10 protein-coding genes are annotated in these 12,777 nt (G+C 51.9%); 3 read left to right on the forward strand and 7 right to left on the reverse strand.

Translation table 11 applies throughout. The annotated features are described in order from the left end of the window. Positions 1-19 precede the first annotated feature (19 nt). The 3 genes from DEV76_RS01690 to DEV76_RS01700 all read left to right on the forward strand — a co-directional run bounded on the left by DEV76_RS01690 (position 20) and on the right by DEV76_RS01700 (position 3,834). Positions 20-1,816: an ABC transporter ATP-binding protein gene (locus DEV76_RS01690; protein WP_109694460.1), complete on the forward strand. Its 1,797-nt coding sequence runs from the start codon at positions 20-22 to the stop codon at positions 1,814-1,816. A gap of 50 nt (positions 1,817-1,866) precedes the next feature. Beyond that, complete coding sequence (locus DEV76_RS01695; RefSeq protein WP_109694462.1) at positions 1,867-2,304, forward strand: DUF983 domain-containing protein; 438 nt, start codon at positions 1,867-1,869, stop codon at positions 2,302-2,304. A gap of 327 nt (positions 2,305-2,631) precedes the next feature. Continuing rightward, positions 2,632-3,834 carry a YncE family protein gene (locus DEV76_RS01700; RefSeq protein WP_109694464.1) on the forward strand — a complete coding sequence of 401 codons (1,203 nt, stop codon included), beginning with the start codon at positions 2,632-2,634 and terminating at the stop codon, positions 3,832-3,834. Between the two features lie 297 nt (positions 3,835-4,131). Here DEV76_RS01700 and DEV76_RS01705 read toward each other — a convergent pair whose 3' ends face one another. The 7 genes from DEV76_RS01705 to DEV76_RS01735 form a co-directional block, all read right to left on the reverse strand. Next, positions 4,132-4,734, reverse strand: coding sequence for a hypothetical protein (locus DEV76_RS01705; protein ID WP_109694466.1), 603 nt, complete (start codon positions 4,732-4,734; stop codon positions 4,132-4,134). A gap of 9 nt (positions 4,735-4,743) precedes the next feature. Beyond that, positions 4,744-7,098, reverse strand: coding sequence for a TonB-dependent receptor (locus DEV76_RS01710; RefSeq protein WP_109694468.1), 2,355 nt, complete (start codon positions 7,096-7,098; stop codon positions 4,744-4,746). A gap of 73 nt (positions 7,099-7,171) precedes the next feature. Then, positions 7,172-7,507 (reverse strand): hypothetical protein, encoded by a 336-nt coding sequence (locus tag DEV76_RS25815; RefSeq protein ID WP_198651909.1) that lies wholly within the window; start codon positions 7,505-7,507, stop codon positions 7,172-7,174. A 60-nt stretch (positions 7,508-7,567) separates the two neighbouring features. Beyond that, positions 7,568-9,148, reverse strand: coding sequence for a DUF1501 domain-containing protein (locus DEV76_RS01720; protein WP_109694473.1), 1,581 nt, complete (start codon positions 9,146-9,148; stop codon positions 7,568-7,570). A 19-nt stretch (positions 9,149-9,167) separates the two neighbouring features. Further along, entirely contained in the window at positions 9,168-10,820 is a 1,653-nt protein-coding gene (locus tag DEV76_RS01725; protein WP_109694475.1) for a DUF1800 domain-containing protein, read from the reverse strand. Between the two features lie 164 nt (positions 10,821-10,984). After that, a complete protein-coding gene (locus DEV76_RS01730; protein ID WP_157962663.1) occupies positions 10,985-11,563 on the reverse strand; it encodes a hypothetical protein in 579 nt (192 codons plus the stop codon). A 30-nt stretch (positions 11,564-11,593) separates the two neighbouring features. Then, the gene (locus tag DEV76_RS01735) at positions 11,594-12,772 is read right to left on the reverse strand and encodes an acetyl-CoA C-acyltransferase (protein WP_109695351.1); all 1,179 of its coding nucleotides are present in this window, start codon (positions 12,770-12,772) and stop codon (positions 11,594-11,596) included. Between the last annotated feature and the right edge of the window lie 5 nt (positions 12,773-12,777).

Consider the following 12,777-nt stretch of genomic DNA (forward strand, 5'->3'; position numbering starts at 1 on the left):
TTTCCAGTACCTTTGCCCCATGAAATTACTATTGCAATACCTTAAAAACTATAAATGGCTGGTTGTGGCCGCGTTGGGCCTTGCTACGGTGAACCAGGTCTTCTCCCTCCTCGATCCCTGGATCTTCGGGGAGATCGTTGACCGGTTTGCCAGCCACCCCACTACTTTCACTCCCAAAGATGCAGCCGTTCCCGTTCCCCGTTCCGGAAACGAATACCTCTACGGGGTTATGCTGCTGTTGCTGGCCTCCATCGGCGTAGCCATGATCTCCCGGATCGCAAAGGCATTTCAGGATTATTTCGTAAGCGCCATCACCCAGCGCCTGGGGGCGCAAATGTATACAGACGGGCTGCGCCACTCTCTGCGGCTGCCTTACCAGCAGTTTGAAGACCAGCGCTCAGGAGAAACCCTGGCCGTGCTGCAGAAGGTAAGGCTGGATACAGAGAAATTCATTTCCCAGTTCATCAACATCCTGTTTACCACCCTCGTAGGCGTGGTGTTCGTGATGATATTCGCTTTCCGAGTACACTGGTCACTTGTATTCGTATACTTCGGCGGCTCCATACTGCTGGGCTGGCTCATGAATGTGCTGAGCAAACGCATCAAGTCGATCCAGAAAACCATTGTGAAAGAAACTACCGTGCTGGCAGGCGCCACTACGGAATCGCTCCGCAACATTGAACTGGTGAAAAGCCTCGGCCTCACCAACCAGGAAATACGCCGGCTCAATGCCAACACCATGAAGATCCTGCTGCTGGAGCTCAGCAAAGTGAAGCGCGTCCGCAGCATTGCCTTTGTACAGGGTACCTTCGTGAACCTCCTCCGCTCGTCTATCCTCTTTTTGCTGCTGTACCTGCTGTATGGCGACCAGGTGTCTATCGGCCAGCTTTTCTCCCTGCAGCTTTATTCCTTCTTCCTCTTCGGACCACTGCAGGAGCTGGGCAACATCATCCTGGCGTACCGTGAGGCACAGGTGTCTCTGGAGAACTTCCAGCGGATACTGAACACACCGGTAGAGGTAACCCCGGCTTCACCTCCCCGCTTATCGCTGGTAAACGAACTGTCGTTCCGCCATGTGGGCTTCCAGCATATTACTGCTAAAAACAAAGCGCTCGACGATATCAACTTCACGGTAAAAACGGGTGAGACCATCGCATTCGTGGGCCCTTCCGGCAGTGGTAAAACCACGCTGGTGAAGCTGCTGGTAGGATTGTATAAACCCGGCGAAGGGCATATCAACTACAACGGGATCGATTCCAATGCCATTGATATTGAAGAACTGCGCCACCAGCTGGGCTTTGTTACGCAGGACACGCAACTGTTTTCCGGTACCATCCGGGAGAACCTGCAGTTCGTGAACCCCAGGGCTACGGAAGAAGAAATGATGAATGCCCTGCAACGCGCATCCGCATACAACCTGCTGGCACGTGCCGAGAAGGGGATTGATACGGTGATTGGTGAAGGCGGTATTAAGATTTCAGGCGGGGAGAAGCAACGCCTCTCTATTGCCAGGGCCCTGCTGCGCCAGCCGAGGCTGCTCGTATTCGACGAAGCAACGTCTGCGCTGGATTCCATTACCGAAGAAGAGATCACGCAAACGGTACGTAACGTAACATCCAGCAAAGAGCATATCACAGTAATGATCGCTCACCGCCTCTCTACTATTATGCATGCCGACCGTATCTACGTGCTCGAAAAAGGCAGGATCGTGGAAACCGGCGGGCACCATGCACTGCTCGAAGAGAAAGGATTGTATTATGCCATGTGGCGCCAGCAGATCGGAGAAAGGAAAACTACGGAAGCCCAGCCTGCATGATGACCACCGTCATCGGTACAGCCGGATATTAATTGTATTTTTGCGCCACCATGAGCAATAAACCGAATTACTTCCTCAGTATCCTGAAAATGAAATGCCCGCATTGCCGGCGTGGGGATATGTTCCGAAACAAAAACCCTTTCCAGTTACGTTTTTCGAAGATATTCGACATGTACGAAAAATGCCCGGTGTGCCAGCAGAAGTACGAACTGGAAACCGGTTTCTGGTTTGGTACAGGGTACGTGAGTTACGCCCTCGGTGTGGCCCTGTCCGTTTTCAACCTGGTGTGGTACTGGTTCTTTTTCGGTATGAGCTGGAAAGATGACAGCATCTTCTGGTGGCTCGGTGTGAACGGCATTATCCTTATTGCCCTGCAGCCCTGGCTTATGCGCATATCCCGCGTTATCTACCTCTACTTCTTCGTGTACTACGATGAAGATACCGCCCAGCTCCCGGATGCACCCGCGGCGCATGATCATTCCCATTAATCAGATTATTCCCATAATACAGAAGGGCCGTGAAAACGGCCCTTTTTTGCTTTTCATCCAAAATCTGAGCAGTATGTCAGATCATCTTTAGTATGGTAAATGACGTTATTTGCAGTGTAAGACGGATGGAAATTCATCCGTTTTCAAATATATCTTTTCATTTTCATTCCTTCCCTGTTTTTTCTCCTGCCACCTTCATGTAACCGGCCCCCAGCGCGGCTTGCTTATCAGGCCAATCCACTATTCCAATAAAAGGAAGATATTATTTGCAACTAAGCTGCATTTATGTAGTTTTGCAACTTCGTTGCACATTAAACCTACCCGCACATGAAAAAGATCCTGTTACCGGCAGTTTTCGCCGGTTTATTCCTGGCAGCCTGCCGGAAAGACGACAAGCCCGCGAACCCTGAGCCTGTCAAAACGGAAGCCGCTTACCTTCGCCTCATTGTGAGCGATGTAGACCAGGCGCGTATTTCAGTAGTAGACCCGCTGAAGAAGCAGTCTGCCGTATTTCCTGTGAAAGCCGCACAGCCCTCCATGTACACTACCAGCACGGGGCAATTCGGTACCATCATCAGCCGTGCTGCCAACACGGTTCAATTCTTCAACACGGGCGTGGAGAAGCATGGCGGGCACCTGCACGTGCATGACGCGGAAATGTCGTCTTTTACATTCACCGAAGCCGGCCCTACCCATTTTTATGCCCATGCGGGCCTCAACGCCATCTTCAATGATGGTACAGGCACACTGAGCCTGTTCAAAGACAGTGAGCTCGAAAACGGGCCGGGAAAGGTGCTTCCTGTAGCCCAGCCCCACCACGGTGCCATGGTCATCTTTGATGATCATACCATTGCGGTAACGCAGAAAGACGGCACCGTGACCGGTACCCTGCCCGAGAAAGTGAAGATCATCGACCGCTTTGGCAAAACGCTGCATGAAACGAAAATTGCCACACAGGGCATCCATGGCGATGCGGGCAACGGCAAGCTGGCAGCTTTCGGAAGTAAAGACGGTATCCTTATCGTTTCTCAAACCGGCGATCAGTTCCTCGTGCCCTATCCTGCCACCTTCGGCGATGCCTGGATAGGTACCGTACTGGGCAACAAAGCCCTCCCGCACTTCTTCGGGTACGTAGCACTTGGACTGTTCAAGATCGATCCTGTAACCAGGCAGATCACCGAGGTATTGAAGAACAATAACAACATTCATCAGTACATGCTCGATGAAGAAGGGAAGAACCTGTATGTGCTGCTGACGGATGGTACCCTGAAGATCTTTGATGCAGTTACCACCCAGCTGAAGAAAGAAGGTAAAGTAGCCCCCGCTATCCCTACCGGAGCTACGGCGGTGCAGAAGCCCTACTTCGCAGTGTCCCGCAGGGCGGTATATATTACCGATCAGGCCACGGGCGCCATCCGCATGCTGAGCCTCCCTGCACTAACGGAAACTGCCAGCATCCCTGTTGGCGGTAAGCCTTTCAAAGTACTGGTAGCCGGGGATCAGGAAGGCCTCGAAGCCGGGGATCATTAGCATCATTCTGCAAGTGTTCTGAAGAGAGTTAATTTCCTATCAAACCAGTTACACCCCTTACGTACAAGGGCGTTACACAATTAACTCATTATCAATACACTTAACTACCATCCTTCATCCAACCTTCATCCAACCTATATCAAACCCTTACCATTGCTGGAGCTGGATGAAGGATGGATGAAGGATCGATGAAGGGTGGATGAAGGATGGAACCACCTTAACCAATACAATTTTAACAGAAAGGGCCGTCTCACCAAAGTGAAACGGCCCTTCTTCTTTCGCCTGTCAGGACTATCTTTATTTAATCTCTATCGGGAATTCGGTTTGCGCATCAGTACTGCCGGGAGCATAGGTACCGTCTTTACCCGTTACCTGGTGGCGTACCACCATGCGGAAGTAACCTTTGAATGCTCCTTTAGTAGCCATATGTACCTGTAACCCTATAGGCAGGTTCTTCGAATCCTTATCCAATGCCGTTACGGTAGCGGCTGTGGTCAGCGAGTCTTTCACTGGTGCATCGGCATTTGCAAAAAACAGGTGGAACACGCGGTGCTCATCACCTTCTTCCTGAATTTCGTTCGTGATATTATCCGCAGGGTTCTTGTGTTCATCTAACAGTTCAGTAGAGAGCAGGTATGCGGTATTTGCTTTCAGTACAATGTTTGATATCTGGGGAACCGCTCCGCCGGCGCCATCCATATCTTTCCACGTAGCAATTACTTTTTCTGCCGGTGTAACTGCGTTGGTAAAGGTGAGCTTCACGGTAGTGATTTCTTCATTTTCATGTTCGTGCGCATCATCATCGGGCTCATTCTTTTCCTTTTTGCAGGCAGAAAAAGTAAGTACCGCGGCGGCGGCGAAGAAAGCGATGGACTTATGGAAAGTGATCATATTTTTCATGTTGATGTGTTAGGATTTTTTGCCGAATTGCAGCGGCAGTTTGAGTTTAAGATAAACGTTGGTTCCCGGCTCGTCTGCATAATACCTGAAGAGGTTCATGTAATCGCGGTAGCGGGTGTTGAGAAGATTAGATGCACCGATAATCACAGACAGTGGCTGCCTGCCGAAATGCACGGTACTGCCGGCTTCCAGGCTTACGAGGTTGTAAGCATCGGGAGGCGGGATACGGTCTTGCCCGCTGGGATCTTTCGGATTAGCAGGATCTACCGGGATGCGTGTTTGCTTCGTTACGTTCTGCAGGCTGAGGGCGATGTAGTTTTCTTTCAGCCCTTTCAAATTACCGGGGAAGAAACTAAGCTCATGCTCGAAACGGTCAGACGGCATGTTGATCAGCCAGTCGTTAATACTTTCATTCCACGCACGCAATACTGATGCTTTGGTAGTGAGCTGCCACTTAGGAAGAAAGCGGTAGCGCAACTGTGCATCGAAGCCTTTGGTAGTAGCATCCGCCTGGCGGTAATACATCCATGGAAAGGAGCCGCGGGCAGATACCACATTGCTGTCTGTAGGTTGCAGGAATATGAAGTTGGAAAAACGATTGTAATACAGGTTCACATCCGCTTCCAGTTTTTCACCGAGATCGTAGTGCAGTGCCAGGTTAAACTTATTGGCCGCTTCGGGCAACAGGTTCGGATCTCCCTGCTCCATAATTGCCGTACCATGGTGGAGGCCGTGGGCGTAGAGTTCGTTTACACCGGGTGCCCTCCAGGCGCGCGCTGCATTGAGCGATGCGTGGAAGTTATCGGTAATACGGAACTGCGCACCCAGTGATCCGGAGAAGCTGCTGTTATCGCTACCGGGAAAGTGGAGATTGCCCGGATTGTCGCTGATGTTGGAATATGCTTTGTTATCGTACCGCACACCGCCTTCCAGCAACCATTTATTATCCCTGCTTTCCCACTTCTCCGACCAGAACAATCCGTATTGGCGGAGCTGATAATTGGGGATAAAGAGGCGGTGCTTGTAACTGTTTTCCTGGTACATGCCACTGGCACCGATAGTACCGCGGAGGCCTTTCCAGGAGCGGTGATCCCAGAGCAGTTCGCCGCTCCAGGTGGTAAGGTTCAGCGCCATACGGTTAACGGCCAGTACTGAATTATGATCCAGCTCTTCGCGGTAATTGAACTGCCGTGCTAACACGAGGTTCAGCTTACCTGCATTGCCCGTATTCACGAAAGCCTTTATTTTAAACAGCTCGTGCTCGATGTGCTGCGACGGCCGCTGGATCTTGTAACTGAACCCTTCTGTATATTCCGGCAGTGGCTTCCCCTGCTGGATCACCTGATCGAGGTCGGTGCTGTTACCGATATGCGAACCTTCAAAAACCGCGAGGTTGGTATTGAACTGGGAATAGAACAATTCGAGTCCATAGTTCTTCCGTTTATAACCGGCGGCTGCGGAGAAGTTGTATTCTTCCACTCCTGTGTTATCCAGCCAGTAATCCGGTGTGCGGGTATTACCTCCTTTGCGGAGCGTACCCTGCAGCCGCCAGCTGAGGCCCGGGATGGCAGGCACCTGCTGTTCGATTATGGCGCTTACGGCACCAAGGCGGTTGTTAGAGAAACCTGCGAGGTTCACCTCTCCCGCCAGACCTGGTTTAACGGGCAGGGCGCGTGGCTCCACGAGTACTACACCGCCAATGGCATCGCCTCCATAACGGAGGGCACCGGCGCCTTTCACTACTACCATTTTATTGGCGAGGAACGGATCTACTTCCGGTGCGTGCTCAGAACCCCATTGCTGGCCTTCCTGGCGGATACCGTTATTGAGGATGATAACCCGGTTGCTGTGCAGGCCGTTAATAACGGGCTTAGCCACGTTTGGTCCGGTAGTCATGGCGGTAACACCATTTACCCGTTTGAGGGCTTCGCCGAGGTTGAGACCCCGCGTTCTGTCCAGATCGCGGCCGCTGAGCGATTCCACTGCCGCGGTAGTTACTTCCTTGGCGGCATGGCCGGTTACTGCTACTTCCTGCAACTGGGTAATGCTATGCGGCAGGGCTATGTTGCGGCGCTCGTCGCCACTCACCTGCCAGGCAAGCTCTACCGGCAAGCAGCCAATGTGGCTTACATGCAGGGTATAGTTACCAGGACAAAGCCCGTCTATATGATAATTTCCTTTTTCGTCGCTCTTTACGGTTTGGCCTGTTTCCTTCAGTACGATGGTGGCCGCGGCCAGCGGTAGCTTCGTTTCACTATCTGTCACCACGCCGCCGATGCGGATGGTACACTGCGCCGCTGCCGGGGCTGCCCACGCCAATGCGAGGAGGCCGCACAGCAGGGTGCGTAATCTCAAATGTCTCATCTGGTTACATTACTTCCGGGGCAGTATGGGCATACTGCCGGTGATCAATGATTTGCTGGGGGGATGGATGGGGTTATGCTACCGGAGGCGCGCGGAGAGAGCAATAAGGCACGGGGGATGCCGGAACGGGAACGGGCTGCACAGGGGGCAGCTCCGCGAATATGAAAGGCACTGCTGCCAGGCGCACGCTATGCTCAGGGAGGTAAAGCTCCATGGCAGTATGCAGCCAGTCGCAATGCTGGTGAACGGAGGAAATAGCAGGACCGTGGGCGTAATCGTCAGCACAAACAGGCTCGTCTATCGTATCCTCGTGGCCGGTAAAGTGATGCAGATATTCCCGGGGCGCCAGGTAGATACTGAAGACGCCCAGGAGCAAAAAGACGCTTATTTGTTGCAAACGTTGTTTCACTGCACCGGTTAATTACGGGCAAAGATAACCAATTTCCGGGATTTGCAACTTAGTTGCACGCTATCGGATCTTCATCATGGTGCGCACCTGCTGGGCGGCTCCATTCTGGAAGCGGACGTAATAGGTGCCCGTTGGCAAATGTTCCCCGTCGAACTGATGGGTGTAAGTACCGGCGGCATGCTGCCGGTCTACCGGTTTGCCTACCAAGCGCCCCATGGTGTCAAACACCTGGATCATGGTATGCCCGCCACGGGTTTTATACGTCAGCACCGTTTTGGTAGTGAAAGGATTGGGATAGTTGGAGATGAGGGTTTCGTTATCCCCTACACCGGGGATGCCGGTTACCACGCTGCAGGCCAGTCCGTTAACGAGCGGGAGGCTCTGGTAGTTGTTCAGCATGATCTTATTCAGGTCGGCAGACTTCACGCAGAACCACTGTTCCAGCAGCGAGGCGTATACCGAACGGAAGTCGTATTGCATCGGCACATTATCTACCGGCGAAGCGGCATCCGGCATGGTTGGGTTATTCCCCAGCACCTGCTGGTTTACATAATCCCCGAAAATGATCATGGGTGCGGAGTTACCATGGTCTGTTCCCATACTGCCGTTAGACTTGATCCTTCTGCCGAATTCGGAGAAGGTCATACCCACCACGCGCTGCGATTTCTTTTGCATGGTAAGGTCGTCCATAAAGGCTTTAATGGCGGAAGACACATTGCCGAGCAGATGCGCGTGATCTCCCGTGGTAGTATCGCCACTATTGGTCTGATTGGCGTGGGTATCGAAGCCGCCGATGCTCACCATGTAGAGACGGGTTTTAAGCCCTCCTGCTACAAGGCGCGCCACAATCTTCAGTTGTGCCGCCAGGTGGTTGTTGGCAGGGTAAGGGCCCTGGCTGGTAACCTTCGCTGCTGCCGCTTTAATTACATCTGCATAACGGTTGGTTTGCTTCTGTATCTGGCGGATGTATTTCAGTTCTTTGCCGGCTTTGGTGTTCGGCGTATTTTCTTCGATATTCTCGAGGAGGTTGTAGAAATCTGTGGGACTGGTTACAGCCATACCCATGCTGCCTCCGGCGCCTACAAAAGAGGGCGATACGATGGAGCCGATTTGGATTGCAGGGGGATCAGGCATTTCCGCGTTGGGATAACCCTGCGGGTAACCTGCATATTCTGTATCGAGGAAGCGCCCACCCCAGCCTGTTTCCAGCACCACATTGGCATCGGAGCCGGTGAGCCAGATATCAGTAGCGCGGAAGTGTGAAAAGTTAGGGGAAGGATAACCTACCGATTGAATGATGGACACATGTCCTTCGTCGTACAGCTGCTTCACGCCTGTCATGGCAGGGTGAAGACCGGTTTTCGTTTGCCCGGCCAGCTTCAGCACGCGCCCTTCAGGGATAGCGATATTGGAGCGGGCAGACTGGTACTTGCTGTATTGATCGAGTGGGATCACCATGTTCAACCCGTCATTACCACCATTGAGCTGGATCATTACCAGGACGTGATCATTGTCGAGTGCGGTTTTCTCCAGGGCGGCAAGGAAAGGCGACGCTGCAAAGGCCTTGATGGAAAAGCCGTTGATAAAAGTAGGCAGGATAGATGCCGGAGCGGTATATCGGAGGAAATCTCTGCGTTTCATAATTAGGTTTTCAACGTGATCAGGCCAGGTGATATTCTGACAGGTTCATGATGGTTTTATAAAGGGCTTTCAGCATGTCTACAACCAGTGCTTTGTTCATAGCGTCTGACGGGTCGGAGATATAGAGATTCCACACCTGCGTCCAGTAATAATCCTGTTGTTGCCCCTTGAGGAGGATATCGTTTTTGAGGTAAGCCTTCATAGCGTCTGACAGATCCATGCGGTAGAGGATGGCCAGTGCATCGTTGATAAGCAGTACCGGATTAGCGGGATCGGGCAGTTGCTGAGTAAATACCAGCGGATCGATACGGAGTGTTTGCCCCATAGAGACGTACCCCGTAGTGATCAGCTGATCGGCGAGGAAGTTCCTTTTAGGCAGTGTATCGGTATTGATCCAAAGCTCGTGGAACTGGGGGGCCAGGTAATATGCGTCCCATCCGGAAACACCGGGCGGATCTCCTATATTCTGCTGCTGGTTACCGGCGGCAGCCTGCAGCGAGCGCCATTGCGCATATGCATTCATGTAATCTGAAGCGGGAGCGAACTTTACACCAAACTCACGGCACATACCCACTGTGTAATCTACCGGGCTTTTAATGAGGCACGACATATTCAGGGGATCGTAGAAATGCTCGCTTTTGAAAAGCGCTGCCAGCACGGGGCGGATGTCGTAATTGGCTGCGCGGAAAATATCTGCCAGCGGCGTGATCACTTCCGCTTCTGCTGCGGAATCAATATCGTAGTAGATGAAGAACTGGTAGAGTTTGCGGCAGATGAACTTCGCTACTTCCTGCTGAACGAAGATGATGTTGAGCATATCATCCAGCTCCGTAGCGCCTGCCATACCGGTTTTACCGGTGATCTTCTTGTTAGAGAACCAGCTGGAGAACTGTTTGTTCTCGATATCGTGCTTGGTGGGGTCGAAGTAGCTGGTGATGTTCGTTTTATCGACTTTATAACCGGTGAGCACATGAGCCGCGGCGCGCACATCTTCTTCCTGGTAGAGGGATTCGGGGCCTTTACCGCAGGTGAAGAGTTCTAACAGTTCGCGGGCATAGTTCTCATCTGCCGATGTTTTTTCGTTGAGGTACCCGTTGAGGTAAACGAGCATACCGGGATCGATGGTGACCGCTTTGGTGAGGGCTTTAAAGTTCCCCAATGCATGTGTACGCAGCATGACGTTGTGGGCGTACATAAAGCGTGCATCCTCGATGGTTTGCGTTTCGGTGGCGAAGTGGTTGTGCCAGAAGAGGACCATCTTTTCATGGATGGAGCGCGACTGGTTGAGCATGATGCCCGTCCACCAGGCTTTATAGCTATATCTGCGTGCGTCGTTGAGATCTTCATCTCCTTCCGGAGCGGTTACCCATGGAGCGCCGGGTGTAACGCCGGTGGGATCTATATAGCCTCCTGTCTGGTAGCTGTTAACGGGTGGCGCGGGCATGGTTGCGATGGGCACGAGGAGGGCATCTACTGCCTGGTTCATGCTCATGGCAGCAAAATGCTTCACGTCTGCCGGGGCGGCGCCAAACATGGCACGCTTCAGCAAATGCACTACCTGCGCGGTGCCCCAGGTTCCGGTATAGGGGGCTATACCGGTGAAGGTCCGGGCAGCTTTTACAGGAGCGGCTTTGCGGGAGGAGTTGAGTGTGAGGAACGATCTGCGGTCCATCGGGGATACGGTTAAATATGCGGTCAAATTTTACGTTGCGGCCTTCAGGGAGCTTCCTCTAAAGGCCTATTCCGCATCCAAATTAACAAAAAGTTTAATTCATTTGTATTATTTTATATGTTTATTGCGTTGCGTGGTGCCCATTTTAGGCAATAAGTGCTAATCTATACATACTTATACGCCCGCTTCTTAATAGGGGAATGCATCCGTATGATCAACGGATCTGTGGGGATTACTTCTAACTCCAGCATATGCTCGTTATGACTGACAGGAAATTCCATGAATAAATACTCCGTATTACGCTGCACCGTGAGCCAGCCTATTCGTTGCAATACACGCTCAATCCCAGGTCCCTGTTGTTCTGCGGATTCACATAACCAGGCTATGCGGCAGCGCAATATTTCCATTGCATCGCTACCATACTGAATGTGGTTTTCAATTTCCAGTAAAGGAAGACTTACCCAATGTTGCCCTTGTGCTGAAACCCAATCCCGGAGAGGCATACAGATAGTGATAGATTCTATCTGGCCGGCCTGATGTTTAATTTCAAATGTTGCTTTGGTATATGACATGGTTACATTTTTTGTGCATGAAATGTAATCAGTAAATACACACCAAACTTTTTTCAGGACGTAAAAAAGCTGTTCATTTTTGGAGATGGTATATATACCATTTTGCGATGCTGATACATGAAAAAAACCGCCGAAGTGAGTGACACAACGGCGGTTGATAGTTGATGACAAGCTGGCTTTAAAAAAATCTTAATCCAGGTATCAGGCGAGATTTTCGATAATACCCGCAATGCCTTGTCCACCACCTACGCAGGCGGTAACGATGCCATATTTTTTATTAAGACGCTGCATATCGTTCAGCATCTGAATGGTAAGTTTCGTGCCGGTACACCCGAGCGGATGCCCTAATGCGATGGCTCCGCCGTTGATGTTCACGATATCCGGATTAAGGCCCAGTTCGCGGATTACGGCGATGGATTGTGATGCGAAAGCCTCGTTGAGTTCCACCAGATCGATGTCGCCAAGGGATTTACCTGCCTGGCGCAATACCTTGGGCACTGCAGCTACGGGGCCAATACCCATAATACGCGGGTGTACACCTGCGGAAGCACAGGCTACGAGGCGACCAATGGGCTGGAGGTTCAGTTCCTTCACCATCTTTTCGCTCATGACGATTACGAATGCTGCACCGTCGCTCGTTTGGGAGGAGTTGCCTGCGGTAACGGAACCTCCGGCAGCAAATACGGGCTTCAGTTTGGCAAGGGCCTCATATGAAGTATCTGCCCGGGGACCTTCGTCGGTATCTACTACCCAGGATTTCGTTTGCTTCTTACCTTTTTCGTTGACATAAACATCCTCTACGGTAATGGGGAGAATGCCGGGTTTGAAGTATCCGTTCTGGATGGCGTTGATGGCTTTGAGGTGAGACTGGAGGGAGAACTGATCCTGCTCTTCGCGGCTCACTTTATATTCATTGGCCACCGCTTCTGCGGTGAGGCCCATGCTGAGGTAATAATCGGGAGTAGTGGTAGCTACGCTGTAGGCGGGTACTGTTTTCCAGCCTGCGGTGGGTACAAGGCTCATGCTTTCGGTACCACCGGCGATGATGCATTCTGCCTGGCCGCTGCGGATTTTAGCAGTGGCGATGGCGATTGTTTCCAATCCGGATGCGCAATACCGGTTAACCGTCATCCCCGGAACATCGATACCAAGGGCACGTACACTGATCATGCGGCCGATCTGCAGGCCCTGTTCCGCTTCCGGAACGGCGTTGCCAACTATCAGATCGTCGACCCGGTTAGGGTCCAGCTGCGGCACAGCGCCCAGCAGCCCCTGAATCACGTTCACTGCCAGATCATCGGGCCGGTAGAACCTGAGCCCGCCTTTCTTCGATTTCGTTACCGCCGTTCTGAATCCTGCTACGATATATGCGTCTTGCATGGTTA

Origin of the sequence: Chitinophaga deserti, from assembly GCF_003149455.1 — a bacterium.
Taxonomy (GTDB): domain Bacteria; phylum Bacteroidota; class Bacteroidia; order Chitinophagales; family Chitinophagaceae; genus Chitinophaga; species Chitinophaga deserti.